The organism is Bradyrhizobium sp. S3.7.6 (genome assembly GCF_054061875.1).
In genome coordinates this window covers 7,170,381-7,195,692 of the sequence record NZ_JBSSEQ010000001.1, presented here as the reverse complement: position 1 = coordinate 7,195,692, position 25,312 = coordinate 7,170,381, and the positions used below count along the sequence as shown (strand labels likewise).

Genomic DNA, 25,312 nt, shown 5'->3' with positions numbered 1-25,312 from the left:
GAACGCGCCATGAAGATCCAGCACCTCAACACCGGCACGATGTGCCCCATGGGCCGCCGCCTTGTGAACGGCACGGGCGGCCTGTTCCAGCGCGCCCGCCTGGTCTGCCATTGCCTGCTGGTCGAGACGAGGGACGGACTCGCTCTGGTCGACACCGGCATCGGTCTCGGCGATATCGCAACGCCCGATCGGCTCGGGGGCCGATGGCTGCGCCAGACCGCGCCGAGGCTGGATCCGGCGGAGACGGCGGTCGAGCAGGTGAAGGCGCTCGGCTACTCGCCCAGCGATGTGCGCCACGTGCTGCTGACGCATCTCGACCGCGACCACGCCGGCGGCGTGCCGGACTTTCCCCATGCCGCGATCCACGTCCACCGCGCCGAATACGACATGGCGGTGCTGCGCAAGCCCGCGCCGCCCGAAGGGCGTTATGTCACGGGGCAGTGGAGCCATGGGCCGGGCTGGACATTCTATGGCGAGGCCGGCGAGGACTGGTTCGGCTTCAAGGGCGTGCGCGCGCTCGGCGACAAGGAAGCCGACATCCTGATGATCCCGCTCGCCGGCCACACACTCGGCCATTGCGGCATCGCGGTGCGATCAGGCGAGAAATGGCTGCTGCATGCCGGCGACAGCTATTTCCACCACGGCCAGCTCGACGCGTCGCCGCACGTGCCGCTCATGCTCGGCTATTTCCAGCGCCGCGGCGACATGGATCGCAAGATGCGGATCGCCAACCAGGCGCGGCTGCGCGCGCTGAAGCTGAACCACGGCGACCGCGTGAGCATCGTCAACAGCCACGATCCCGTCGCCTATGAAAGCTGCCGCTGCGCTGCGCATTAGGGTGTCGAAGCCGGGCCGCCGGTTATGCGCCCGAACGCACTGCTTGAGTCCGGAGCAAGCGGTGCTTCACCGTTCGGGCGATTGCCGCCGGCGCGTCGTCGGGAATCGCAAAGCATGAGCTCGCGTTGATTTCGCACAGGACGTAGGTGTCGGTACCGGCGGCGTCGCGGGGCCCGTACAGGAAGTCGGCGTCCCAGATCACCGGCAGCGACGGTTCGTCGATGCCGAGCGTGTCCATCAGCTGCGGCGTCCATTCGTCCTCCATCGATCTTCGGAGCGCCTGGAATTGCGGAGCATCGGGTCCGTGCATGATCCGTGGGCCCGGCTGCGCCTCAGGTGCGTCGGGGCCTTCCGGCGGCGGGATCAGCGCCTTGATCAATTGATGCCCGAAGCCCACGACCTCAGCGCCGCTCATGTAGCAGCGGATCATGCCGTCGGGCAGGCGGGGTTGGAACGCCTGGTCGATGATGCAGCCGCCCCATCCGAAATACGGTTCGCAGCGGGCGAGCAAGGCATCGAGCGGCATGTCCTCGGGTAGACTGCCGCGTTGGGCATGCAGCACGCGAACCATGGCGTCCGCGTTGGGCAGGGCCTCCACCTTCCACACCCCTTGGCCACCATTGCCGCGATTTTGCTTGAGCACGCGCGGACCGTTCGCCTGAAGGCGCGAAGGAAATTCGGCGCGGAAGCTTGCGGCGGTGTCATAGCGATGCGTGTCGGCTCCCCAGCCGAGATGACGCGTTCGGTAGAGCACGTCCTTGACGCCCATCTTCAGGATCACGTCGGGATGTGCGCTCACCCATGGCCCTTGCGCCGCAACGTCGCGAAGCAGCGGGTCGAGGGCCTCGCGCGTCTTGCCCTGATGGATCGGATCGACCCAGACGAGCACGCCATCGACGGCGAGCAGTTGATCGCGGACGGCGTCGGCGAAGATCTCGTCGTAGATCACCGGCCGGGCTTCGATGCCGACCGCGGCGAGTGCTTCGAAAACGCGGACGAAGCGGCTGTTTTGTGCCGTCGTGTCCCGGCGCGCGGCAGCGTCGCCGCGGGAGAGGATGGCAACGGTAGGGCGGAGAGGAGGGTGGCGTTCGGTATCCATGCGCAAGCTCCACGAATGGCGTGCTGCGCAGAGCTTGGACCGAGGTCTCACGGGGAGTCTGCTTCGTCCCCACGCCGATCAATCTACGTGAGATCGTCCGGCCGTTGCAAGATGGTGTTTGTGCGGTTCCATCCAGACGGCGAACGCTTCGCGCGCGCCGCTACGGTGGCGGAGGATAGCGGTCGAATGTCGGCAGTTCGTGCGCGCGCTCCATCCATCGAAGGCGCTCTGCGACCTGGATGTGCATCGTCGCCGGTACGGCATCGGGATCGTCGTAGGTCGCGCTCTGGACGTCGATGACCCCGGGTAACATGTCGGCATTGACATAAAACAGGCCGGTTCCGCAGTCGCCGCAAAAGTGCCGCCAGGCATGTTCCGAGGAGTGATACACCTTGGGCTCGCCCTTGGTCACCTTGACGGCATCGTCCGCGTACATCGTCCAGCCGACGACGGGAGCGCCCGCGTGAAGCCTGCAATCGCGGCAGTGACACAGCGCGTGCACGATCGCTTCGCCCTCGACCTGATAGCGGATTGCGCCACAGTGACAACCGCCGGTGATGGTGCTCATGCGTTCCTCCCGATGGAAGCGAGGTTTCGTTGATCGATAGCTCTCGAGACCCGCGGCTTCAACGGCGCAATCGATTTGCGATTGCGTCCTACTGTCGCGTGACACCTCCCGCCACGGCGCGGACGAGGTGATCCGCGACTACCACTTGAACGAAGCCGCGACCTCGTAGCTGCGCGGCGCGCCCAGGATGATCTGGTCGGTGTAACCCGGATCGCCCCAGGCCGCGTAGAGCTTGTTGGTCAGGTTCCTCACGCGAAAGCTGATCCGGGTCTGGTCGACGCCCGGGAAATAGGCTTTTGGAATATCGACGAACGCGTATGCGTCGAAGATCGTGTAGGCGTCCATCGTGACCAGATTGTCCTGGAAGTTGAAGCGGTCGCCGACGTGACGGACGAGGCCGCCGATCTCCACCGGCAGCTTCGTGTCGAAGCGATAGGAGGCGCCGGCGTTGGCGATGAAGTTGGGAACGTTGGGCGGCGTCTTGCCCGAATAGGACTGGAAGTCGCCATTGCCGTCGACATAGGTGAAGTCGATGAAGCGCGACTGCACGAAGGCGACGTTGCCCCATAGTTTCAGGCCCGCGACCGGATTGACCGCGGCGGCAATCTCGACGCCCTTGGAGGCCATCTTGCCGGCGACGTTGAAGAGGATGCCGCTTTCGGGGACGTAGACGTTCTTGCGCTCGATGTCGAAGGCCGAGAGCGTGGCCTCCGCGCGCTTGTCGGCCGACAGCAGCTTCACGCCGGTCTCGTAGGTTCGCGACGTCGTGAGCAGCAGCGGCGTCGTGGGCCTGAGGATGAAGATGTTCGCGACCGTCGGGTCCGCCGCCGTCGCGTACTGGCCGTAAAGCATCACGCCGGGCGCGATGTCCCAGGTGTAGCCGATGCGTCCGGTGACCGGATTGAACGTCTTCGAGAAAGGATAGCTGGCTTTCAGGAGGCCAGTCTCGTCGAAGCGGGTCCGCGACAGCTCGATATTCTCAAAACGGATGCCGCCGATCAGCGCGAAGGTCGAGGTCAGCTTGAGCCGGTCCTCGAACGACAGCGAGGTGGTGTCGAGATGGGTGTAGATCTTCTCGTCGCTGCGCGGGCCGTAGAGGCCGCGGTCCGGATTGAGGAGATCGACGTAGTCATTGAAGAACAACGTGTCCTGCGAGACGTTGAACTGGTTGCTGCTCGCCGCCACGGTGGCGACGAAGCGATTGTCCATTCCGGCGACGTTGGAATTGACGGTGAGGTCGGTGATGTTGCCGTAGAGCCGCTGCGCGTGATCGAGCGCCAGGCGCTCGCGGTAGATGCTCTGCGCGCCTGCGAAATTGCCTACGGTCTAGTCGAACGACGAGATCTCGTTGTTGAACCAGTGCCGGTGGGCGTCATAGCCGTAGACTTGGCTTTTCAGCGAGATGTTGTTGGTGATGTCCCATTGAAAGCCGCTGCGCAGCCAGAGCTCGTTGGCGCCGCTGTGATTGTCGAGCACGTTGTAGTTCGTGGTCAGCGTGCGCGCGTCGATGGTGACCGGGACCGGCGTGCCGCCGCCGAGGTAATAGTTGCTCCAGACGCCGGACACGATGCCGTACGTCGGCACGATGCCCGGCGCGTTCGCCGGCACCAGCGGCGTCCCCCAGTAGAAGCGGTCGTTGTCCTGCCTGTATTCGGTTGCGCCCCAGATCTTCAGGTTCTCGTTGACGCGATAGTTCAGCTGGCCCGAGACGTTGCTGAGCTTCGAATAGGTGTCGTCGATAAAGCCCTTGTTGTTGAAATGGCTGATATCGAAGCGGTAGTCGAGGCCGTTGATCAGCGTGCTGCCGCCCGATCCGTAACCGGCGCGATAGCCGTTGAAGGAATCGTAGGAGGTGAAGGCGTCGTTGACGATTGGTCCGGTGTGCGGCGCCTTGTTCACGTAGTTGATGGCGCCGCCGGTCGCACCGAGGCCCGCCACCAGCGAGTCCGGTCCCTTGATGATCTCGACCTGCTGGAGGCCAGCCACGTCCATGGGACGGCCGGTCATGGTCGACGGCCCGATCGGGATGCCGTTGTAGAGCGTGGAGATCTGGTCGCCGGAAAAGCCACGCATCGAGAAGATGGCGGGCGCGCCGGGCGCATCGCCGCCGGTGACGCCGACTGCAGCCTTGGCGACGTCGGTCGTGGTCCGGATGCCCAGGTCCTGCATCGTCCGCTGACTGATGACCTCGACGGTCGCCGGCATCTCGCGCGCCGTGATGCCGAGCCGGGAGCCGACATCGGTGACGGCTGCCGTGTTGAGCGGCGTCTGCACCGGGCCGCTCGGAGCTTGCGTGGCCGGAACGGCGACAGCAGGGGCGCCACGATTGCGTCCCGCGGCGCGCCGGGCGGCGCGCTGCTTCTGAGTGCCGGGGCTGACGGCAGGAGCCTGTCGCGGCGCAGGCGGCGACACGATCACCGGGCCGACCTCCCGGGAGCGGTTGTCCTGCGCCGCGCTTTGCGCGAGCGCCGCGGACGACAAGGACACCGACGAGAGCAGAGTAATCAGGAAAGCACGCGATAACGCTGGCCTTGCGCCAGCACGGAAATGAAAATGTTGCACAACAACGCTCTGCGGCGACGCAAACAAACCGTCACCGCGGTTGCCTTAGTCATCCACCTTCGCCCCAGGCGGCGGATGCACCGGCTACTTGTCCGACATCAGGGCACCCCGCCCAATGCGTTCGCGCGTGACCATGGCTGGCAGCAGGTTTCCTGGCTCGCGGGTCATCGCCTTCGACCACCTTCCCAGAGGCCCAAGCGGGGCTCCAGTGGTTTGTTTGGTCGTCGACTATCCGCCTACAGTTGCGGGGGCAGCCGCGGAATTGCCCACTGAGGTGGACGCACCGCATTCCCTTGAAGAGTCCTTGCGGACACTACCGATCACGAAACTGGCATCAGGGGATGAGCGCGTCAACATCCGCGCGGGCTGCTGGACGGGCTGGTCGGTCGATGGTGGCCTTGTGTTGCTGTTTTGCACGATAGTCCGAAGGACCGCGTCGAAACGTCCAACCCGGCCTCCGGACCAGCCTGGGTAACGAACGCTTGACCACGATCAATGACTGCCTTTGGTGCCCGAATATGCTACTGAGGCCGAGTTCCGGCCTGACAAAGTAAGTCGATATTGATGCAGTTCGTCCGTACCATCCTGGCAGTCGCCATCGCCATATCCTTGGCGATGCTGCCGGTTGGCGCGTCCGCGGCGAACCTCGCAATGTCGTCGGATGGCATGCAGACGGCCATGCACATGAGCGGCGACGCCGACATGTCGATGGACGATTGTTGTCCCGACATGAAGGGAACAGGCTCCCATAGCGGCGGCTACAAGTGCGGGATGGGCTTCTGCTGCGTCGGTGGGATCATCGCGCTCGGTGATGTCAGGCCCGTGGCGTTCGAGCGTCTCGCCGTCATGGCCAGCACGTTGGCTATTCCCCCGGATCAGGTCGTTTCCTTCCGCGGCGGCAGTCCTCCTTTCCGACCTCCTCGAATCTGATCTCGCAAAGCCCGAGACGCGAGCGGCATGCCTGCTCGCGACGACGACTGACGTGCGCGCTTCACGCGCCACGGCGAAAGATCAATTCATGAGGACAAGACAATGCTTTCCAAAATCCGCACCGCGGCTCTCGCCGCCACCCTTTCGCTTGCCGCTTCAGCCGCGATGGCGGGCGCGGGCGACTACGCCTTCGAGCCCGTCACTCCGCAGATGAGGAAGGGCGAAGACGTCACGCTCGCCGTTCGCCTGACGAACAAGCAGTCCGGCAAGCCGATACCGGACGCAGTCATCTTCAAGACCCGCCTCGACATGGCCCCGGACGGGATGGCCGAGATGGAATCGGCGGTCGCGCCGCTGCCGTCCAGGGAGCCTGGTGTGTACGCCTTCAAGACGGACCTGCCGATGGCTGGCCGCTACCAGATGACGCTGTCCGTGAAGGTGCAGGGCGAACCGGAGACCGTCACCGGCAAGGTGATCGTCACGGCGGTCAAGTGAGCGTTCGGGCGCTGCCCGGCAGCGCCCGACATTCCCCCTTTTCCTTCACACGGACGCGCGCTCCCGGGTGCGCGGATACACGACATGAAAACGCTGCGTCTCCTGACGGCACTTGCGCTGGGCGGCGGCCTGGTCCTGGCCGGCTACTACTGGCATTCGAACGGTGCGGGCTGGCTCGCTGAGGCCGACATATCATCGGCTGCGGCCGCCGCGGAGCGAACTCCGCTCTACTACCGCGATCCAAGCGGCGCGTCGCTCTGGTCTGCGGGTCCGAAGAAGGACGACCGCGGGCGGGACTATCTGCCGGTCTACGACGACGATGGAGCGGCCGTCGCGCCGGCGCTACCGAAGGCGCAAGCGGCTTCGCCGCGAAAAATCCTCTACTACCGCAATCCGATGGGGCTGCCCGACACGTCGCCCGTCCCAAAGAAGGATCCGATGGGGATGGACTATGTCGCCGTTTACGAAGGCGACGACACCGACGACGGCACGGTGAAGCTGTCGCCCGGCAAGATCCAGCGCGCGGGCGTGAAGTCCGAGCCCGTCACGCGGCGCTCGATCCGGGTCTCGGTGAAGGCGCCCGGCACGATCCAGCTCGATGAACGCCGCGTGTCGGTGATCGCGATGCGCGCCGAAAGCTTCGTGCAGAAGGTCGCCGACGTGACCACCGGCACGCGCGTGAAGGCCGGCCAGCCGCTGATGGAAATCTACAGTTCGGCGGTGGCGTCCGCAGCGGCGGAATATCTTGCGACGATCACCTCCAAGACGGTCGGCGGTGTCGAGATGTACGGCCGCGGCTCGCGACAGCGGCTGGTCAATCTCGACGTTCCCGAGTCCGTCATTGCGGAGATGGACAAGACGCACACCGCGCCCGTCGCCATACGCTGGTCTGCGCCGCGCGACGGGGTCGTGCTCGAACGCAATGCGATCGAAGGGATGCGGGCCAATCCCGGCGACGTTCTGTTCCGGATCGCGGACACCTCGGTGGTCTGGGCGCTGGTCGACGTGGCCGAGCGCGATCTCGGCAACATCGCGGTGGGGCAGTCAGTCGCGGTGCGCGCGCGCAGTTTCCCCGGCCGGACCTTCACCGGGACCATCGCCGTCGTCTATCCGCAGGTGAACCGCGACACGCGCACCGTTCGCATCAGGATCGAGCTCGCCAATCCGGACGCGGTGCTGCTGCCCGACATGTACGTCGATGCCGACATCGACACGGCCGATGCCGCGCCCGTCCTGGCGATACAGGACAGCGCGGTGCTCGACACCGGCAGCCGGCAGGCCGTGCTCGTCGACAAGGGGGAAGGGCGTTTCGAGCCGCGGGAAGTCAAGCTCGGCCGTCGCGGCGGCGGCTATGTCGAGGTGCGCCATGGTCTCGCGGACGGCGAGGCGGTGGTGACCTCCGCCAACTTCCTGATCGATGCGGAAAGCAACCTGAAGGCCGCGCTGAAGGGGTTTGGCGAGGCGGCATCCCAGGCCACCGACGCCGGCCCTGGCAATGCAACGGGAGATCACAAATGATCGCCCGCATCATCGCCTGGTCGGCGCGCAATCTGCTGCTCGTGCTGTTCGGCGCCGGCTTCGCGGCCGCCGCCGGCCTCTATGCCCTGGTTCACCTTCCGCTGGATGCGATCCCGGACCTCTCGGATACGCAGGTCATCGTCTACACCGAGTATCCCGGCCAGGCGCCGCAGGTGATCGAGGATCAGGTCACCTATCCGCTGACGACGGCGATGCTCACCGTGCCGAAATCGAAGGTCGTACGCGGCTTCTCGTTCTTCGGCGTCTCCTTCGTCTATGTGATCTTCGAGGACGGCACCGACATCTATTGGGCGCGGTCGCGCGTCATGGAATTCCTGAACGGCGCGGCGTCCAGGCTTCCCGCCGGCGTCACCCCGACCATCGGGCCCGACGCGACCGGCGTCGGCTGGGTCTACCAATACGCCGTCATATCGAAGGAATTGAACCTGGCGGACACGCGCACGATCCAGGACTGGAATCTGAAGTTCGCGCTGGCCAAGGCCGAAGGCGTCGCCGAGGTCGCCAGCGTCGGCGGCTTCGTCAAGCAGTACAACGTGGTCCTCGACCCGCAGCGGATGCGCGACCGCGGCATCAGCATGCAAAAAATACGTGAGGCGATCCGCGCCAGCAACGCCGACGTCGGCGGCCGCACCGTCGAGCTCTCCGAGTTCGAATACGTCATCCGCGGCAAGGGCTACATCAAGAGCATCAACGATCTCGGCAACATCGTGCTGAAGACGAGCAACGGCACGCCGGTGCTGCTGCGGGACGTCGCCAACGTCGAGCTCGGGCCCGACGAGCGGCGCGGCATCGCCGAATTGAACGGCGAGGGCGAGGTCGCAAGCGGCATCGTGCTGCAGCGGTTCGGCGTCAACGCCCTCGACGTCATCGAAAACGTCAAGAAGCGCTTCAGGGAGATCGCGAGCAGCCTGCCGAAATCGGTCGAGATCGTGCCGGTCTACGACCGGTCGAACCTGATCTACGCGGCGATCGATACCCTCAAGCATACCCTGTTCGAGGAGAGCATCGTCGTCGGGCTCGTCTGCATCGTGTTCCTGCTGCATGTCCGCAGCGCACTCGTCGCGATCCTGATGTTGCCGGTCGGCGTGTTGATGGCGTTTGGCGCCATGAAGCTGCTCGGGCTGGGATCGAACATCATGAGCCTGGGTGGCATCGCGATTGCGATCGGCGCCATGGTGGACGCCCGCCATCGTCATGATCGAGAACGCACACAAGCACCTCGAACGGGCGGGGCCCGATCAGTCACGCGTGCAGGTTCTGATCGACGCGGCATCCGAGGTCGGCCCCGCGCTCTTCTTCAGCCTGTTGATCATCACCGTGTCGTTCATGCCGATCTTCACGCTGGAATCGCAGGAGGGCCGATTGTTCAGCCCGCTGGCGTTCACGAAGACCTTCTCGATGGCCGCCGCGGCGTTGCTGTCCGTCACCCTGGTGCCGGCGCTGATGGTGATCTTCGTCCGCGGCAGGATCGTCCCGGAGAGCAGGAACGTCATCAACCGCTTCCTGATCTGGGTCTACCGTCCCGTGATCAAGGGGGTTCTGCGCGCCAAGACGCCGGTCATCCTGGCTTCGCTCGTCGTGCTTGCGGTGACGATCTGGCCGGCGCGCCAGCTCGGCACCGAGTTCATGCCGGCGCTGAATGAGGGAACGCTGCTCTACATGCCAACGACGCTGCCCGGCATTTCGGTCACCAAGGCGGCCGAGCTGATGCAGATGCAGGACCGCATCATCAAGTCGTTCCCGGAGGTCGCTTCGGTCTATGGCAAGGCGGGACGAGCCGCCACTGCGACCGATCCCGCCCCGACAGAGATGTTTGAGACGATCGTCAACCTGAAGCCTAGGGAGCAGTGGCGTTCCGGCGTTACCGTCGACAGTCTCATCGCCGAGATGGACAAGGCGTTGCAGTTTCCGGGTGTCTCCAATGCCTGGACCATGCCGATCAAGGCACGTATCGACATGCTCTCGACCGGAATCCGCACGCCGGTCGGCGTCAAGGTCATGGGCAATGACCTCGCCGAGATCGACCGGCTCGCGAAGCAGATCGAACGCGTCATCAAGACCGTACCCGGCACCTCGTCGGCCTACGCCGAGCGTGGCATCGGCGGCTATTATCTCGAGATCGTTCCCGACCGTGAGGCGCTCGCCCGTTACGGCATCCTGATCCAGGACGTCCAGGACACCATCGCGGCCGCGCTCGGCGGTCAGACGGTCACGACGATCGTGGAGGGACGGCAGCGGTTCACCGTGAACATGCGCTATCCGCGCGACCTTCGTGACAACCCCAAGGCCATCGCCAGCGACATCCTGGTGCCGATGCCGTCGGGCGGCGCCGTGCCGCTCGGCGAGGTGGCGAAGGTCGAACCCGCGCGCGGGCCGACGTCGATCCGGACGGAGAACGGCCAGCTTGCGACCTACATCTACGTCGACATCCGGGATCGCGACATCGGAAGCTACGTCACTGACGCGCAACGCGCCGTGACGGAGAGCATCCGGTTTCCCGCCGGCACCTACGTCGTGTGGAGCGGCCAGTACGAATATCTGCAGCGCGCCGCCGCCCGTCTGAAGATCGTGGTGCCCGTGACGCTCACGATCATCTTCCTGCTGCTGTACCTGAACTTCCGGGCGATGACCGAGACGCTGATCGTGATGCTGTCGCTGCCGTTCGCGCTGGTCGGCGGCATCTGGATGATGTGGTGGCTCGGCTTCAACCTGTCCGTTGCCGTCGCGGTCGGCTTCATCGCGCTCGCAGGCGTCGCCGCCGAGACGGGTGTCGTCATGCTGATCTACCTCGATCACGCGCTGGCCGAGGTGAAGGCCAGATGCAGCGCCGAGGGGAGGCCACTGACGCGCCGGGATCTCCACGACGCCATCATGGTGGGCGCGGTCGAGCGCGTGCGGCCCAAAATGATGACGGTGGTTGCCATCATGGCCGGTCTGCTGCCGATCATGTGGAGCACCGGGGCCGGATCGGAGATCATGCAGCGCATTGCGGTGCCCATGATCGGCGGCATGACGTCATCGACACTGCTGACGCTGGTCGTGATCCCCGCAATTTTCGGCTTGGTGAAGGGCCGGGGGCTTCCATCGGGCGAACGATCGGCTCCTGCCGACGAATGGACCGCGCGCGCGTCGCAAGCCGCCGAATAGGCTGGGCGGAGGTCGTCTTCACGGCGACCTCCGCTCTGGCGTGAAAAAAACCGCGGCGGATTCCGACCGAGGAGCGTTAGGGGCGGTGAGTCGCCTGGCGCGCTTCGACCACCTCGCCATCTTCCTTCGTGAACCGGCCGACCGGATTGTCGAGGAGATCGACGACGGCTTCGGAAGGGCGGCACAAGCGCGTGCCCTTCGAGGTCACGACGATCGGGCGGTTGATGAGAATGGGATGCGCGAGCATCTGATCGATCAACTGGTCGTCGGTCCATTTGGGGTCGGCGAGGCCGAGCTCCTTGTACGGCGTGCCCTTCTCGCGCAGCAATCCGCGAACCGTGATGCCCATCGCTGCAATCAGCTGCTTGAGCGTCTCGCGCGATGGCGGGGTCTTGAGATATTCGATGACCGTGGGCTCCGCGCCGCTCTGTCGAATCATCGCCAGCGTGTTGCGCGAGGTGCCGCAATCGGGGTTGTGGTAGATCGTGACGTTCATCGGGTCGTCTCCGCGATTGGGACAGGGCCGCGCGACTTCGACTGTCCGAGCAGCCAGTTCATCAACAGCATGCCGGCGAATGCTCCGCAGAGCTCCGCAAGGATGAAACCGGGCAGGTCGGTCGGACGAATGCCCGAGAACGTGTTCGTCAGCGACCGCGCGATGGCCACCGCCGGATTTGCAAACGACGTGGAGGCCGTGAACCAATAGGCTGCCGTGATGTAAAGGCCCACCAGCCAGGGAACCGCCGTCCGCTGAAATCGGATGCCGGCCAGGATCGTCGCGACCAGACCGAAGGCGGCGACCGCTTCGGCGAACCATTGCGGCCCTCCCGTTCGAACCTTCGTCGAGAAATCGAGCAGGGGAAGTCCGAACATCAGATGCGCGGCCATCGTTCCCGCGATGCCGCCGGCGATCTGCGCGACCACGTAGAGCACGGCTTCGTTGACCGGAAGCTCGCGCTTGCCGGTGAAGACGAGGGTCACCGCGGGATTGAAATGCGCGCCGGAGATCGGACCGAGCACGGTGATCAGGACAACCAGAATGGCTCCGGTCGGCAGGGTATTGCACAGAAGCGCCAGCGCTACGTCCTTGGTCAGCGTCTCGGCCATGATGCCGGAGCCGACGACGGTGGCGACGAGAATGCCCGTGCCGAGCGCTTCGGCTGCGAGGCGCCGTGGAAGATCGAAATTGTCCATCAGCCGGCCTTCGGCGTTGAATGTGTTGCGCCCTGGGAGCGTCCGATCTCGCGCAGCTTGGTGCCGAGGGAGAGCTTGTCGATGCTCCTGAGCGGCAGGCTCACAAAGGTGTCGATCCGATTCTTGAGGTAGCGGAATGCGGTGACGAACGCTGCCTGTTTCTCCAGATCGGTACCTTCGGCTGCGGCGGGGTCCTCGATACCCCAATGTGCGGTCATCGGCTGTCCCGGCCAGATGGGGCAGGATTCACCGGCCGCATTGTCACAAACGGTGAAGACGAAATCCATCACCGGCGCATCGGGAGCGGCGAACTCCAGCCAGCTCTTCGAGCGCATCCCGTCGGCGGGGTAGTCCATGCTTTCCAGCGTGCGCAGCGCCAGCGGGTGCACCGCGCCTTTCGGCGCGCTGCCGGCGGAGAACGACTGAAAACGGCCGGCTCCGTCCTTGCGAAGGATCGACTCGGCGAGGATCGAGCGCGCCGAATTGCCGGTGCACAAGAACAAAACATTGTACATCTGGTCAGGCACGGCTTCGCTCCTTTCGCTTTGGCGAGCAGCAGGCTTGAAGGCTCTCGACAACCGGTTCGCAAACCTCCGGCCGGCCGCCGCAGCAATCCCGAAGCAGGAAAACCGCAACGTCCCTGAACTCCGCAAGGTTGGCGCGATAGACGATTGAACGGCTGTGTCGCTCGGAGGTGACGAGGCGGGCACGCGTCAGGATCGAGAGATGAGCCGAAAGCGTATTCGGCGGGACTTCCAGCAGACGTGCGAGGTCGCCGGCCGCAAGGCCATCGGGCTCGTGTCGGACCAGCGTCCGGAAGGCCTCCAGACGGGTCGATTGTGACAGGGCGGCGAGCGCCAGGACTGCTTCTTCAGTTTCCATATATCCAGATTTATAGAAATGATGATAAAGCGTCAATTGAATTTCCGAACTCGCCGCGCTTAGAATGCGTTGTGTCTTGCGATCGAGGAAAGCCGGCCATGCAAACCCAATCGGTGATCACGTGTCCGGTCTGTCATCACGCGTCAGCCGAAACCATGCCGACCGACGCCTGTCAGTTCTTCTACGATTGCAAGGGATGCGGGACCCGGCTCAAGCCGACGAGCGGCGATTGCTGCGTCTTCTGTTCGTACGGATCGGTCCCTTGTCCGCCGATCCAGCAGAACGGAAAGTGCTGCTGAAGCCGCTCCGCCGGGGGCGGTCGCATATATATATTTCCAATATTCTAGAAATACGGTTGACGGCGAGGGCGGATCGGCGCATCTTATGGTCATGAAGATCGACGACGCAGCAGCACGCTTGGAAGCCCTGGGTAACCGGACGCGGCTCCAGATTTATCGGGCGCTGGTCCGGGCTGGACAGCCGGGCATGCCCGTCGGTCGCTTGCAGGACAAGCTGAAGATCCCGGCATCGACGCTATCTCATCACATCAAGTCTCTGGTTGCGGTCGGGCTCATTAGTCAGGTCCGCGAATCCACGACCCTGGTCTGCCACGCGAACTACGACGGGATGCGGGGCCTGGTGGATTTCCTGGTGTCGGAGTGCTGTGCCGACGAAACCGAATGCAAGGATACCAAAACGGCGGCCTGATTTTTTTGGGCCGAATTATTCGATGATTCTAGAACAACGGGAGTAGCGAAATGAGCGACGGAAAGACAGTTGCCATTGTCGGGGCAGGGCCGGTCGGCCTGGCTGCGGGCGCGCACGTGCTCGAACGCGGCATGTCTCCCATCGTGCTCGAGGCCGGACCCGAAGCCGGACACGCCGTCCGCCAGTGGCAGCAGGTCCAGCTGTTCTCGCCATGGGAGTACAATGTCGACAAGGCCGCCGCGCGCCTGCTTGCACCGACGGGATGGAATTCGCCGGACCCGCAATCCTATCCGACCGGCGGCGAACTGCTCGATCGATACCTGACGCCGCTCGCGACGCGAACGTCGCTGCGCGATGTGATCCGGACCTCCAGCCGCGTCTCGGCCATCAGCCGCGTCGGCTTCGACAAGGCAAAGACCAGGGGGCGCGAGCAGGCGCCTTTTGAAATCCGCTATCAGAACGGCAAGGGGCCCGAGGTTCTGCGTGCAGACGCCGTGATCGATACATCAGGCACATGGTTCTCCCCCAATCCGGCCGGCCGCAACGGCCTGCCGGCGATCGGTGAATCCGAATGCGGCGACCGAATTGCCTACGGCATGCCGGATGTGCGGGGTGCCGGCCGTTCCAGATATGCCGGGAAGACTGTTGCGGTGCTCGGCGCGGGCCATTCTGCGGTGGGCACGCTGATCGATCTCGTGCATCTCGCCGACGAAGTGCCGGGTACGCAGCCCGTCTGGCTGTTGCGCGGCGCCGATCCCTCGAAGGCGTTTGGCGGCGGCCGTAACGACAAGCTCGCGGCGCGCGGCGAACTCGGCAGTGCCTTCGCCGCACTTGTTGCCTCCGGGAAGATCAAGGTCGAAACCGAATTCGGGGTGACGCACCTCTCGGACTCCGAAGGTCGCCTCAAGATCGCGGCAGGGTCCTGTTGCGGAGGGCGAAGCGTGGTCGTGGACGAACTGATCGTGTCGACAGGTTTCCGTCCTGACTTCTCGTTCCTGTCCGAACTGCGTTTGCGGCTCGATCCCGCCATCGAGGCACCGGTCGCCCTGGCGCCGCTGATCGACCCCAACGAGCATAGCTGCGGGACGGTGCGTCCCCACGGCGCGCGCGAGCTCGCGCATGATGAAGCGGGTTTCTACATGGCTGGCATGAAGTCGTACGGCCGCGCTCCGACCTTCCTGATGATGACGGGTTATGAGCAGGTTCGCTCGATTGCGGCCGACATCGCCGGCGACAAGGAGGCGGCGGCGAGGGTGGAGCTTGTGCTGCCGGAGACCGGCGTCTGCACACGTGGCGGTGTCGAGGCCGCCGGGACCGCATCGGGATGTTGCGGCGGGCCGGCGAAGGAGGATTTGTCCGCCTGCTGTGCTGCCGACGAAACGGCCAAGAAGGCCGGCGCTTCGGGGTGTGGTTGTTCATGAAGCAAGTTCTCGCGGGCCAAGCCCGAGGCCCGCTCGGCGTCGTCGCCGCGCTCGGCACCGCGCAAACGGTTGCATGGGCGTCGAGCTATTATCTCCCGGCCATCCTGGCTGCGCCGATTGCGCGCGATCTCGGTCTCGCGCCGACTTACGTGTTCGGCGCGCTGTCGGGAGCGCTCGTCATCTCTGGTCTGCTCGGCCCGCGCGTGGGGCATGCCATCGATACGTTTGGCGGGCGCAGCCTGCTTGCCATTTCGAACCTCGTGTTTGTGGCAGGCCTGCTCCTGCTGTCCGTGGCCCATGGCGTGGCGGTGCTGATTGCGGCCTGGACGTTGCTCGGGATCGGTATGGGCATGGGCCTCTATGAGGCGGCCTTTGCGACGCTTGCGCGCATCTACGGTACCAATGCACGACGAACCATCACCGGCATCACGCTGATCGCCGGTTTCGCCAGCACGCTCGGCTGGCCCCTCACGACCTGGCTCGCGTCGGAGTACGGCTGGCGCGTCGCCTGTCAGGTATGGGCGTCGATCCATATCGCTGTTGCGTTGCCGCTCAATCTCTCGCTGCCGCGCGCCGTCCCATTGGACCAACAGGCTCGACCGGGGCCGGGTGCAATCCAGCAATCCGGACGCCAGAGCGAGACCTTCGCGATGGTGCTGCTGGCTTACATGTTCGCGGCAGCTAGCTTCGTCAGTTCGGGCATCTCGGCCATTCTGCCGACCATGCTGGTTGCGTTCGGCGCCACACCGGCTCAGGCCTTGCTCGCGGGCGCGCTGGTTGGGCCTGCACAAGTCGGCGCGCGTCTGCTGGAAGCAGGATGGCTCGCCCGGTTTCACCCGCTGCTTTCGGCGAGGCTGGCCATGCTGATGAATCCGATCGGCGTCGTTGCGCTGGTGATGGGCGGACCCTTGCTCGCGTCGACCTTCACGGTGCTGTACGGAGCGGGCAACGGCATCATCACCATTGCCCGTGGGACGCTTCCATTGGCGCTGTTTGGGCCGGCCGGATTCGGCAGGCGGGTCGGCATGATCTCGCTGCCTTCTAGACTGACGGGTGCCGCCGCGCCGCTCGCACTGGGGCTGATGGTGGAGCACATCGGCAGCAGTGCGCTGTGGATCAGCGCGCTCGTCTCGGTCTCGGCCTTCTTCGCGCTCTTGCTGCTTCGTACGGAGCGGGCAAACTCAACGCCTCTCCAGGTAGGAGAACAAAATTCGTAAGTTCGGCGGTCGGTCTCTGATTGCGGTGATGTGCATTGGGCAGGTCGGCAACCTCCTGCCGCATGTGACCTTGTCCGCAAATCTGGCGCAGCATTTGATGCCGGAGTGGGGCCTCTCCGCTGCCGAAGGCGGCCTGATGGCGAGCGGTTATGCGTTCGGCTACATGCTCGCGGTGCCCGTGCTGACGACGTTGACCGACCGGATCGACGCGAGGATTGTCCTGCTCTGGGGCTCGATCGTCAGCGGGCTCGCGACCGCAGCGTTCGGAATCTTCGCGCAAGGGTTCTGGTCGGCCACCGCGATCTGGTCCCTTGCAGGGCTTGGATTTGCCGGCGCCTACATGCCGGGCCTGAAGGCGCTGACGGACCGGCTTCCCGCCGGCAACACCTCACGCGCCGTCACACTGTACACCTCGAGCTTCTCGGTCGGCGTTGGCCTCTCGTTCCTGGTCGCGCAACTGATCGCCGACCGCTGGGGGTGGCGCACCGCCTTCCTCGTCACCGGCCTCGGTCCCGTCGCCATGGTCGTCGCGTGCCTTCTGATGCGGGAGCAGCGGTCCGCGCCGAAGGCGGGACGTCTGCTCAACTTCGCACCCGTCTTCGCCAACCGCGAGGCGCTCGGTTACATCCTCGGCTATGGCGCGCACTGCTTCGAGCTTTACGGCATCCGCACCTGGCTGGTCGGGTTCTGGACCTTCGTCGTTGCGCACCAGGGCGCGCCGTCTTGGTTGAGTCCCGTCGTGCTGAGCTTCTGCTTCGCGGTGATCTCGATGCCCGCAAGCATCCTCGGCAACGAGGCCGCGCTGAAATTCGGCCGCCATCGGGCGATCACGATCGTCATGATCGCATCGGCCTGCGTCGCACTTATCATCGGCCTCAACGCGACGGCGCCGGCATGGGTGCTCGCACTGCTGCTGCTCGCCTATGGCCTGACCGTGCCCGCCGATTCAGGTGCGTTGACTGCCGGCATGTCTGCCGCGGCGACTTCCGAACATCGCGGTGCGACCCTGGCCTTGCATTCGACGGTCGGCTTCGGTCTGTCGGCGGTTGGAGCCTGGGGAACCGGCGCCGCGCTCGACGCCGCCGGCGGTCCGCAGAGCGCGACCGGCTGGCTGCTGGCGTTCATCGTTCTTGCGGCGGGAATTGCGTTGGGTCCGTTCGCGCTGCTCTGGGCGCGGATGGATCGAACGTATCACGCCTGAGCCAGCTCTACTCGTGCCGCCATATCTCCACGGCTGAGATGACCAGGATCACAGCCAATCCCGGCAAAAGAATCGAATTCGGGACAACGCCGAGCAGCAAGCCGCCGATGAATGTACCGACGATCGATCCGATCGCCATTGCAAGCATGAACTGCCAGTTGGCGCGGAGCACTGAAAAGCTTTGATCGCGGCTATAGCGCGCGAAGCCCACCAGCATCGTCGGAAGGCTTACCGCGAGTGAGAGGCTGCCTGCCAGCTTGACGTCCGCGCCGAACAGCAGGATCAGGGTGGGGATCAGGAATTCTCCACCGGCAACGCCGAGCAACGACGTCACGATGCCAATCACGAAGCCTGCCGCTACGCCCGCGATAATCAGGTACATGCCGGCTAGCGCCGGGGCGGTTGCTGCCGCAGTGCTGTGCGCGAACAGAAGCACACCTGCGATCAGCAGCAACAAGACGGCTATGATCTTGTAGAGCGTTTCGGATTTGAGGCGCGTCGCCCAGGATGCTCCGGCATAGGCGCCAACAAGGCTGCCAGCCAGCAGGTTCAGGATGACCGGCCAATGCGCATATATTTCGGCAAAGGGAACGGCGCGGGCACGAAATGGCAGCGCGCTGGCCACCACGATCAGGCTCGTCGCCTTGTTGAGGACCACGGCTTCAAGACCGCGAAACCTGAACAAGCTGATGAGCAGCGGCAGACGAAATTCAGCGCCCCCGAGGCCGATGAGGCCGCCCAAGGTACCGATGATTGCGCCCGAGCCGAACGCGGCGGAATTGTTTCGCATGGACACGACGGAAAAAATGCGCTGGTGCGCAAAACTGGACTTGCCCGTAATCCGTCGTGGCGGGGAGCTTCACACCTGCTTACGGCAGGGAGTGGGGCAGAGGAACAGGCTAGTCTAGAATCTCGGGCGTTGCAAACTTACGTCCACTCGGCTTCGAGTGGCAGGGGACGATGACGATCCTTCGATCATGGCTCGCTTTTCTCCGACATGAAACCGCGACGGATTGCTCCGCGCGGGTGTTACGAACTTTAGATGCTGCCTGTATGCGGGTCTTTTGCTCGACGTGCCAAAGGTTCCAAACCGTCGGCGCTATCCTCGTGACGTGCCTCCGATGACTTCTGCATTCCCCGACTTAAGCAGGTTGACAGTTCGGCCATCCGGGTTTTAATTCGCCGCTACGGGGATGTGCGATCTCCCCGTGAGGCGACATGCCCAAGTATCGCGTCCTTAATCACCAAGGGCGCAGCATGTCAGCATCATACATCCCCATTTCTTCCGGCAGATTATCTAGACTGATCGGCACGGCGAATACGCCGGCGCTTATCGATGCGCGCGTTGACGGGGACGTCTCAGCCGACCCCCGCCTGATACCCGGCGCCGGGCGACGCTCGCGCGACGTCCAGGATTGGACCTCCCGCTTGATGGGCCGATGCGATCGATCTCGGGGCGTGATTAGCCGCAGCTGCTTCAAGACCTAGGAGCACATCAATGAGAAACACACTCTTCACGTTCATCGGTCTCGGCGCCTGCCTCCTTGGCTCGGTCTCGACGGCTCAAGCGCAGAACATCGACTGGCAGAAGGTTGACGAGACGCTGGGCCGCAAGCCCGCCGTTTCGGACGACGTCCACCGCTACGGCTTTCCCCGCAGCGATCTCTCCGTGACGTTGGACGGGGTGACGATCCAGCCGGCGCTGGCGCTCGGCGGCTGGGTTGCGTTCAAGCCTGGGCACGGCGGCGCCATGGTCATGGGCGACCTCGTGCTGCTCGAAACCGAGATCAATCCCGTGATGGCGAAGATGATCGCGAACGGCCTCGAGATCACCGCCATCCACAATCATCTGCTGCGCGCGAGTCCGGCGACGTTCTACATGCATGTTGCCGGGCACGGGGACCCGGTCAAGCTCGCCGCTGCGATCCACGATGCACTTGCCGAAAGCAAGACTCCATTGACCGTCGCAGCGCCGGCGAGCCCGCCGCCGGCCGTGGACCTAGACACCGCGAAGCTCGACCAGATTATCGGCAGCAAGGGACAGGTCAACGGAGGCGTCTACCAATTCAACGTGAAGCGACGTGATCCGATCACGCAAGATGGCATGCCATTGACCCCTGTCGCCCCAATGGGCGTTGCGATCGGTATCAACTTCCAGCCGACGGGGGGCGGGAAGGCGGCCATCACGGGCGACTTCGTGCTGACGGGCAACGAGGTCAACCTTGTCATTCTGGCGCTGCGCACGCACGGCATCGAGGTGACCGCGCTGCATAGCCACATGCTGGATGAGCAGCCGCGGCTTTTCTTCATGCACTTCTGGGCGAACGACGATGCCGTGAAGCTCGCCGAAGGCTTGCGCGCGGCCCTGGACAAGACTGCCAGCACGAAAAGTTGAGCCAAGGATTAGAAGGAGAAGCCCGATGCGTTACGAAGCCAAACCGATGCCGTTCGATCCAAAGTCGATCAGCGGAATCTCTGAAAAGGTGCTCGTCAGCCACTACGAGAACAACTACGGCGGAGCCGTGAAGCGGCTCAACGCGATTGGCGCGCAGCTCGCAGAGCTCGATTTCGCGAAGGCGCCGAACTTTCTCATCAACGGCCTGAAGCGCGAGGAGTTGATCGCAACGAACTCGATGATCCTGCACGAGATCTACTTCGACGGTCTTGGTGGATCCGAGAGGCCGAGCGGCGCTCTCGCCGATGCGATTGCGCGCGACTTTGGCAGCATCGAGCGCTGGCGTACGGAATTCGCGGCCATGGGCAAGGCCGAAGGCGGTGGCTCGGGTTGGGTGATCCTTGCCTATTCACCCCGTGACGGGCGGCTCATCAATCAATGGGCCGCAGATCATACCACAACGCTCGCCGGCGGTCGGCCGGTGCTGGTGCTCGACATGTATGAGCACGCCTATCACATGGATTTCGGCGCTGCCGCCGCCCGCTATGTCGACGTCTACATGGAGGCCATTCGCTGGGAGAACGCCGCCAAATTGTACGATCGATACGCCGGGGAATCCTGAAAGAGGCGGGAGGGGGGTAGGACGCCGAGGTATTGCCAAACGAGTGATCGATTGCGGGGACCCGCGACCTCCCCATCAGATGGATATCCATCCAAGTGCTCGCCTGCATTGTTCTTGGGGAGACGACCCATGGATGGACCTGTCTTCGCTCTCTTCGCACTTGCCGCGCTCGCTGGCGGCTTCGTCAGCGGCTTTTCCGGATTCGCCATGGGCCTCGTGGTGTCGGGCGTATGGCTGCACATCATCACGCCGATGCAGACCGCTACCTTGATCGCAGGCTACGGCTTGCTCACGCAGGGCTACGGCATCTTCAAGCTGCGACATCTCCTCGACCTTCGGAAGGCTTGGCCGCTCGCGCTCGGAACTGTCATCGGCATCCCGATCGGCGTCAGCATTCTCGCTTACCTGAACCCCAGCTACCTCCGATTTGGTGTGGGGGTCCTGCTGGTGCTCTACGCAATCTACGGCCTGACGAAGCCCGTATTCGCTCCGGTAAAGATCGGAGTCGGAGCCGATATCGCCATTGGCGTCTCCAACGGCTTGCTTGGCGGCCTGACAGGGCTCGGCGGCGTGATCTCGACGATTTCCTGCCAATGGCGCGGCTGGCCCAAGGACGTGCAGCGCGCGGTGTTTCAGCCAGTGCTGTTCGTGGCGTTCGTTGTCATCTCGAGCTCTCAGGCCGTAGCCGGTACCATAACGAAGGAAACGCTGATGCTATACGCATTGGGCGTTCCCTTCATGGTCGCGGGCCTTTGGTCCGGCTTCAAACTTTTCGGCAAGATCAACGACGAGACCTTCCGCAGGACCGTGCTGGCGCTTCTGCTGCTCGCGGGATTGTCGCTGATCGCATCGGTGCTGTCGTTCGGACTGCGTTGATATCAGCCGAATCCCCGGCGGCTTACCACCTCGGACTATTCTCCGCGGACGAGAAAATCGCCGGAAAGAGGCCTATCGCCGCCTCGCTGCCTTTGGTGTCCCGATGACGGATTTAAGCAGGCGCAGGTCGCTCGACGCCTCCGCGAGCAGCCAGTCACGAAATGTCGCAATCTTCGGAAGTGACGCGGTCGCCTTGGGGCAGACGATCCAATAGCTCTTCGACAATGGCACCGACTCCGGGAAGGGCAGCGCCAGCCGTCCATTGATCAGGTCCCAGGCCCCTAATGTCGTGCGGGCCAGGGCGATGCCCTGGCCGTTGATTGCGGCATCGATGACCATGCTGGCGCGATTGAGCACCGGACCATGCGTGACATCGGCGTCGTCAATGCCGACGCCACGTAGCCAATTTGCCCAGTCGGACCTGCTGTCGAGGTGGATCAGGGGAAATCTCAGGATATCCGCGACCCCGCCGATGCGGCGGCGTCCCGACAGCAGCTTGGGACTGCACACGGCGAAGAGCCGTTCCGTGCAGAGCCTTGTGGCATCGAGGCCCGGCCAGTTTCCATCGCCATGGCGGACCGCAAGATCGACCTCCTCACGCGCAAAATCGACGTGATGCATCGTTGCCGAGACGCGGAGATCGATTCCCGAATGCGCTTCCGCGAAATGGCCGAGGCGATGCACCAGCCATTTGGCGGCAAAATCCGGGGACGTGCTGACCGTGAGCACGCCTGCGTTCTGTCGCTGCAACAGCCGCTCCGTACCCGCGGCAATTCGGTCCAGCGCATCACGTATCACCGCGAGATAGTCGCGGCCCGCTTCCGTGATGATCAGGCGCTGGCGCTCGCGGCTGAACAGCTTGATGGCGAGCTCCGTTTCCAACGCCTTGACCTGATGACTCACCGCACCTTGCGTGACGCACAGCTCTTCGGCGGCCCGCGTGAAGCTCTCGTGGCGGGCTGCGGCTTCGAAGGCCTTTAGTGCGTTCAGCGGTGGCAAACGCGGGCGCATGACGAACCTTCCTGAGGGACTTCATGAGAAAAATTGGGGCTGGCCCGAGAAACGATGCTTTGCGGACTTTGCCCTGCCGGCCCTATGCAGGCGGCCACGACACGAAATCATGGGAGTTGGAGGCAATAAATGTCAATACCTATTGCCGTTCGCGGTTTTCCGGCGCGAGTTCGACGCAGCGCGACGGCTGCGGATCATAAACATAATTCATGGCAGGCGTTGATCGGCAGATGGCTTGCCCGTATCGAGCGGATAAATCAGCGCGACGATCTTCGCGCGATTGCCGACAATCCCCATCTCCTTGCCGATCTCGGGCTCACCCGGGAAGAGGCCTTGGAGCAAGCGAACAAGCCGTTCTGGCGCTGATCGAGCCCGATCGACAGCAAGCGAACCGGGAGGAGAAAAGATGTCCGAGACCATCGTTTACGGCTTTCCCCGCAGCACGTTCGTCAACATCGTGCGGCTCGTCCTCACCCACAAGGACGTGGCCTACCGCTTCGAGGACCTCGAGCCCGTGATGGGCAGGAGCGAGCATCTCGCGCTCCATCCGTTCAACCGCGTTCCGATCTTCCGGCACGGCGACTTCACCGTCTACGAGACGCGCGCCATCGTCGGCTACATCGACGAGGTGTTCGCGGGAGCACGGCTGACGCCGCAGAACCCGCACGCGCGGGCTCGCATGAATCAATGGATCGGTGTCGTCGATTCCTACGTCTATCCCTACATGATCTACCATGTGACCCACGAGCGGCTGGTGTTTCCCGAGCTCGGGATTGCATCCGACGAGAAGGTGGTGGCGCACGCACTGCCCAAGGTCGAGAACGCACTCGTGGCCATCGAGCGCGAGCTCGCCGATGGTCGGGACTACCTCCTCGGTCCAGAACTCTCGATCGCGGATTTCTACCTTTTGCCAAGCACCTTTGCGTTCAGCCTGACGGAGGAAGGCAAGGCCATGTACCCGAAATATCCGGCCTTCTGTCGATGGCGGGAGCGCATGGAGAGCCTGCCGACGACGCAGAAGCTGCGCGCGATCCTGCCGCCGCGCGCGCCCATTGCGCATGCCCGCGAGTGGGCGCACTCGCACCGCCCGAGATATTGAGCTAGGCTTGGACTGACACTGGGGGCAGGGACTTTCCGCCAGGTACCCGACGCAGTGGATTGCGTTTTCGAGCGGCGGGGGACGACGGTGATCCTTAGATCACGGCAACCTGTGCTACGACATGAAAAACGCGGCGGATTGCTCCGCCGCGGGTGTTACGAACTTTCGATGTTGCCATCATGCCAGTGTTTTGCCCGACGTGTCAAAGGCGGCCAAAATGGTCTCGCCGCTGAGGTCGCGCTGCTGCTGATCGGTCGTTCAGATTAGCTAACAGTTTCAATGCCCCCGCTACTGTGCATGGGGTTGTTTTTCAGTTTTTGTATTGCGGCTCGCCGAAACGGCCGCGCTCAGCGCCGTCCGCGCGGCGCTTCGGCCTTGGCGGGCGCTTCTGTCTGCGGCGCGCAGGTCGCAGCCTGAAGCGAGTTTTGCGCCTGCTGCATCAGGCCGGGCTCGGCGGCGAGCGCCTTCATCACGATCAGGCCGGTGGTAGCAGGGGAATCGATGATGAGGCGGTCGGCCGCGGTGATCTCTTCGTCCTCGGGCAGCTCGTTGTGCTGCGGCTCGGTCATGAGGTCGAGCTCGATCACCTTCTTGCCGGCGGAGCGGTCGTTGATGGCGTAATAGGCGATCTCGTTGCGGGTGTAGAACGACACCGAGGTGTAGGCCTGGCTCACCGGCACCGTGAGCTTGAGCGGCCCGCCCGTGAGGTCGTAGCGGCAGATCGCGATCGCGAAGGCCGGGTCCATGAACGGCATCGGCGAATTGTTGGGATCGGCGAGGGGAAGCTGCGTCACGGCATTGAGCTTGGTCATCGGCGTCAGCCGCGAATAGGCGTCCTGTGTCGCGATCCGCGGCAGCGCCAGCACGCTGACGAGATGGACCACGAGGCCCAGCACCACGCCCGCGACGATGGTGAACATCAGGCGGATCATGAGCAGCCCACCGTCTTGATCGTGGGCATCGGCGCATCGCGCTGGGTGCGCGTCGCGACCCCGACCGGCGTGTCGTAGAGGCGCAGCATCAGCGCGTAGCGCTCGATGCCGCCGGTCGGCAGCCAGTTGCCGGCGCGCGAGCGCGAGGCGATGCGGATCTCGAACGTCCCGTCGGACTGCCGCACGATCTCCTGGCTGGTGAAGCCATAGCGCTGCAGCGAATTGGCGACGAGGTGGCCCTTGCGGTCGTACAGCGTCAGCGTCCAGAACCGCGCCGGCGGCGTCACGCCGGAGACGATGACGTCGCAGCGGCCGTCGAGCGCCTTCTTCTTCTCGTCGGCGGTCGCGGTGAAGGCGACGCCGTCACCGGTGCCGATCGGCAGCTCGCCATTGCGCACGATGGTGGCGCGCGAATAGGGATCGACGTCGGCGGTGCCGGTGCGCGGGCGGGCGGTCCACGGGCCGATGGTCAGCGCGCCGATCTCGGTGCCGCGCGTCGTCGTCATCCAGGTCGCGCCGACGCCGACCACGCTCGCGAGCAGAAGGGCCGTCAATGTGATCAGGATCAGCCGCACGG

General features: G+C 64.1%; 26 protein-coding genes, 1 pseudogene and 1 riboswitch. Of the genes and pseudogenes, 14 read left to right on the top strand and 13 right to left on the bottom strand.

The features are described from left to right. The first annotated feature begins 9 nt into the window (after positions 1-9). Positions 10-837: an MBL fold metallo-hydrolase gene (locus ACVJ5M_RS34970; protein ID WP_063984580.1), complete on the top strand. Its 828-nt coding sequence runs from the start codon at positions 10-12 to the stop codon at positions 835-837. 22 nt (positions 838-859) lie between these two features. Here the strand turns inward: ACVJ5M_RS34970 and ACVJ5M_RS34965 are convergent, their stop codons facing one another. The 4 genes from ACVJ5M_RS34965 to ACVJ5M_RS34950 form a co-directional block, all read right to left on the bottom strand. Further along, positions 860-1,936 carry a Cj0069 family protein gene (locus ACVJ5M_RS34965; protein ID WP_063984579.1) on the bottom strand — a complete coding sequence of 359 codons (1,077 nt, stop codon included), beginning with the start codon at positions 1,934-1,936 and terminating at the stop codon, positions 860-862. 160 nt (positions 1,937-2,096) lie between these two features. Continuing rightward, positions 2,097-2,504, bottom strand: a complete 408-nt coding sequence (locus ACVJ5M_RS34960; protein ID WP_063984578.1) for a GFA family protein — start codon at positions 2,502-2,504, stop codon at positions 2,097-2,099. Between the two features lie 138 nt (positions 2,505-2,642). Further along, positions 2,643-3,749 (bottom strand): TonB-dependent receptor, encoded by a 1,107-nt coding sequence (locus tag ACVJ5M_RS34955; RefSeq protein WP_354099405.1) that lies wholly within the window; start codon positions 3,747-3,749, stop codon positions 2,643-2,645. An 81-nt stretch (positions 3,750-3,830) separates the two neighbouring features. Continuing rightward, on the bottom strand, positions 3,831-4,991 hold the full coding sequence (locus tag ACVJ5M_RS34950; RefSeq protein WP_354099375.1) for a TonB-dependent receptor plug domain-containing protein: 1,161 nt from the start codon (positions 4,989-4,991) through the stop codon (positions 3,831-3,833). Positions 4,992-5,191: 200 nt separating this feature from the next. Further along, a riboswitch (cobalamin riboswitch) is annotated at positions 5,192-5,399 on the bottom strand. Positions 5,400-5,630: 231 nt separating this feature from the next. On the opposite strand from ACVJ5M_RS34950, the gene ACVJ5M_RS34945 reads away from it, so the two are divergent. The 4 genes and pseudogenes from ACVJ5M_RS34945 to ACVJ5M_RS34930 all read left to right on the top strand — a co-directional run bounded on the left by ACVJ5M_RS34945 (position 5,631) and on the right by ACVJ5M_RS34930 (position 11,177). Continuing rightward, the gene (locus tag ACVJ5M_RS34945) at positions 5,631-5,996 is read left to right on the top strand and encodes a hypothetical protein (RefSeq protein WP_063984576.1); all 366 of its coding nucleotides are present in this window, start codon (positions 5,631-5,633) and stop codon (positions 5,994-5,996) included. 102 nt (positions 5,997-6,098) lie between these two features. Further along, positions 6,099-6,491, top strand: coding sequence for a FixH family protein (locus ACVJ5M_RS34940; RefSeq protein WP_063984575.1), 393 nt, complete (start codon positions 6,099-6,101; stop codon positions 6,489-6,491). Between the two features lie 84 nt (positions 6,492-6,575). After that, positions 6,576-8,009, top strand: a complete 1,434-nt coding sequence (locus ACVJ5M_RS34935) for an efflux RND transporter periplasmic adaptor subunit (protein ID WP_063984574.1) — start codon at positions 6,576-6,578, stop codon at positions 8,007-8,009. Next, positions 8,006-11,177, top strand: a pseudogene (locus ACVJ5M_RS34930) (efflux RND transporter permease subunit). Before ACVJ5M_RS34935 ends, ACVJ5M_RS34930 begins: the two are co-directional and overlap by 4 nt. 76 nt (positions 11,178-11,253) lie before the next feature. Here ACVJ5M_RS34930 and arsC read toward each other — a convergent pair. Genes arsC through ACVJ5M_RS34910 form a run of 4 tightly spaced genes read right to left on the bottom strand, consistent with a single transcriptional unit; the run spans position 11,254 to position 13,253 of the window. Continuing rightward, a complete protein-coding gene (gene arsC, locus ACVJ5M_RS34925; protein ID WP_063984572.1) occupies positions 11,254-11,673 on the bottom strand; it encodes an arsenate reductase (glutaredoxin) in 420 nt (139 codons plus the stop codon). Continuing rightward, the gene (locus ACVJ5M_RS34920; protein WP_063984571.1) at positions 11,670-12,371 is read right to left on the bottom strand and encodes an aquaporin; all 702 of its coding nucleotides are present in this window, start codon (positions 12,369-12,371) and stop codon (positions 11,670-11,672) included. The genes arsC and ACVJ5M_RS34920 overlap by 4 nt, the downstream gene beginning before the upstream one ends. Further along, entirely contained in the window at positions 12,371-12,898 is a 528-nt protein-coding gene (locus ACVJ5M_RS34915) for an arsenate reductase ArsC (RefSeq protein ID WP_063984570.1), read from the bottom strand. The genes ACVJ5M_RS34920 and ACVJ5M_RS34915 overlap by 1 nt, the downstream gene beginning before the upstream one ends. Continuing rightward, positions 12,891-13,253 carry an ArsR/SmtB family transcription factor gene (locus ACVJ5M_RS34910; RefSeq protein WP_063984569.1) on the bottom strand — a complete coding sequence of 121 codons (363 nt, stop codon included), beginning with the start codon at positions 13,251-13,253 and terminating at the stop codon, positions 12,891-12,893. The genes ACVJ5M_RS34915 and ACVJ5M_RS34910 overlap by 8 nt, the downstream gene beginning before the upstream one ends. Before the next feature lie 98 nt (positions 13,254-13,351). Between ACVJ5M_RS34910 and ACVJ5M_RS34905 the strand changes: the two genes are divergently transcribed. The 5 genes from ACVJ5M_RS34905 to ACVJ5M_RS34885 all read left to right on the top strand — a co-directional run bounded on the left by ACVJ5M_RS34905 (position 13,352) and on the right by ACVJ5M_RS34885 (position 17,800). Beyond that, complete coding sequence (locus tag ACVJ5M_RS34905; RefSeq protein ID WP_080586512.1) at positions 13,352-13,552, top strand: GDCCVxC domain-containing (seleno)protein; 201 nt, start codon at positions 13,352-13,354, stop codon at positions 13,550-13,552. 91 nt (positions 13,553-13,643) lie between these two features. After that, complete coding sequence (locus ACVJ5M_RS34900; protein WP_063986549.1) at positions 13,644-13,961, top strand: ArsR/SmtB family transcription factor; 318 nt, start codon at positions 13,644-13,646, stop codon at positions 13,959-13,961. Between the two features lie 50 nt (positions 13,962-14,011). Next, positions 14,012-15,382, top strand: a complete 1,371-nt coding sequence (locus ACVJ5M_RS34895; RefSeq protein ID WP_354099374.1) for an NAD(P)-binding domain-containing protein — start codon at positions 14,012-14,014, stop codon at positions 15,380-15,382. Then, positions 15,379-16,599, top strand: coding sequence for an MFS transporter (locus tag ACVJ5M_RS34890; protein WP_063984567.1), 1,221 nt, complete (start codon positions 15,379-15,381; stop codon positions 16,597-16,599). The genes ACVJ5M_RS34895 and ACVJ5M_RS34890 overlap by 4 nt, the downstream gene beginning before the upstream one ends. A gap of 28 nt (positions 16,600-16,627) precedes the next feature. Beyond that, the gene (locus ACVJ5M_RS34885; RefSeq protein WP_063984566.1) at positions 16,628-17,800 is read left to right on the top strand and encodes an MFS transporter; all 1,173 of its coding nucleotides are present in this window, start codon (positions 16,628-16,630) and stop codon (positions 17,798-17,800) included. A gap of 7 nt (positions 17,801-17,807) precedes the next feature. Here the strand turns inward: ACVJ5M_RS34885 and ACVJ5M_RS34880 are convergent, their stop codons facing one another. Then, positions 17,808-18,590, bottom strand: coding sequence for a sulfite exporter TauE/SafE family protein (locus ACVJ5M_RS34880; protein ID WP_063984565.1), 783 nt, complete (start codon positions 18,588-18,590; stop codon positions 17,808-17,810). A 708-nt stretch (positions 18,591-19,298) separates the two neighbouring features. Between ACVJ5M_RS34880 and ACVJ5M_RS34875 the strand changes: the two genes are divergently transcribed. The 3 genes from ACVJ5M_RS34875 to ACVJ5M_RS34865 all read left to right on the top strand — a co-directional run bounded on the left by ACVJ5M_RS34875 (position 19,299) and on the right by ACVJ5M_RS34865 (position 21,693). Next, on the top strand, positions 19,299-20,195 hold the full coding sequence (locus ACVJ5M_RS34875; RefSeq protein WP_354099373.1) for a DUF1259 domain-containing protein: 897 nt from the start codon (positions 19,299-19,301) through the stop codon (positions 20,193-20,195). Between the two features lie 25 nt (positions 20,196-20,220). Next, the gene (locus ACVJ5M_RS34870; RefSeq protein WP_231144430.1) at positions 20,221-20,817 is read left to right on the top strand and encodes a superoxide dismutase; all 597 of its coding nucleotides are present in this window, start codon (positions 20,221-20,223) and stop codon (positions 20,815-20,817) included. Between the two features lie 129 nt (positions 20,818-20,946). Continuing rightward, positions 20,947-21,693: a sulfite exporter TauE/SafE family protein gene (locus tag ACVJ5M_RS34865; RefSeq protein WP_063984562.1), complete on the top strand. Its 747-nt coding sequence runs from the start codon at positions 20,947-20,949 to the stop codon at positions 21,691-21,693. 72 nt (positions 21,694-21,765) lie between these two features. On the opposite strand, the gene ACVJ5M_RS34860 is transcribed toward ACVJ5M_RS34865, so the two are convergent. After that, on the bottom strand, positions 21,766-22,704 hold the full coding sequence (locus ACVJ5M_RS34860; protein WP_063984561.1) for a transcriptional regulator GcvA: 939 nt from the start codon (positions 22,702-22,704) through the stop codon (positions 21,766-21,768). Between the two features lie 207 nt (positions 22,705-22,911). Then, positions 22,912-23,124: a hypothetical protein gene (locus ACVJ5M_RS34855; RefSeq protein ID WP_155257828.1), complete on the bottom strand. Its 213-nt coding sequence runs from the start codon at positions 23,122-23,124 to the stop codon at positions 22,912-22,914. On the opposite strand from ACVJ5M_RS34855, the gene ACVJ5M_RS34850 reads away from it, so the two are divergent. Next, positions 23,111-23,803, top strand: coding sequence for a glutathione S-transferase family protein (locus ACVJ5M_RS34850; protein WP_063984560.1), 693 nt, complete (start codon positions 23,111-23,113; stop codon positions 23,801-23,803). The two genes, ACVJ5M_RS34855 and ACVJ5M_RS34850, sit on opposite strands and share 14 nt — an antisense overlap. A 347-nt stretch (positions 23,804-24,150) precedes the next feature. On the opposite strand, the gene ACVJ5M_RS34845 is transcribed toward ACVJ5M_RS34850, so the two are convergent. Both ACVJ5M_RS34845 and ACVJ5M_RS34840 read right to left on the bottom strand, forming a co-directional pair. Continuing rightward, the gene (locus tag ACVJ5M_RS34845; RefSeq protein ID WP_063984559.1) at positions 24,151-24,735 is read right to left on the bottom strand and encodes a DUF1254 domain-containing protein; all 585 of its coding nucleotides are present in this window, start codon (positions 24,733-24,735) and stop codon (positions 24,151-24,153) included. Next, entirely contained in the window at positions 24,732-25,310 is a 579-nt protein-coding gene (locus ACVJ5M_RS34840) for a DUF1214 domain-containing protein (RefSeq protein ID WP_063984558.1), read from the bottom strand. The genes ACVJ5M_RS34845 and ACVJ5M_RS34840 overlap by 4 nt, the downstream gene beginning before the upstream one ends. Positions 25,311-25,312: the final 2 nt, after the last annotated feature.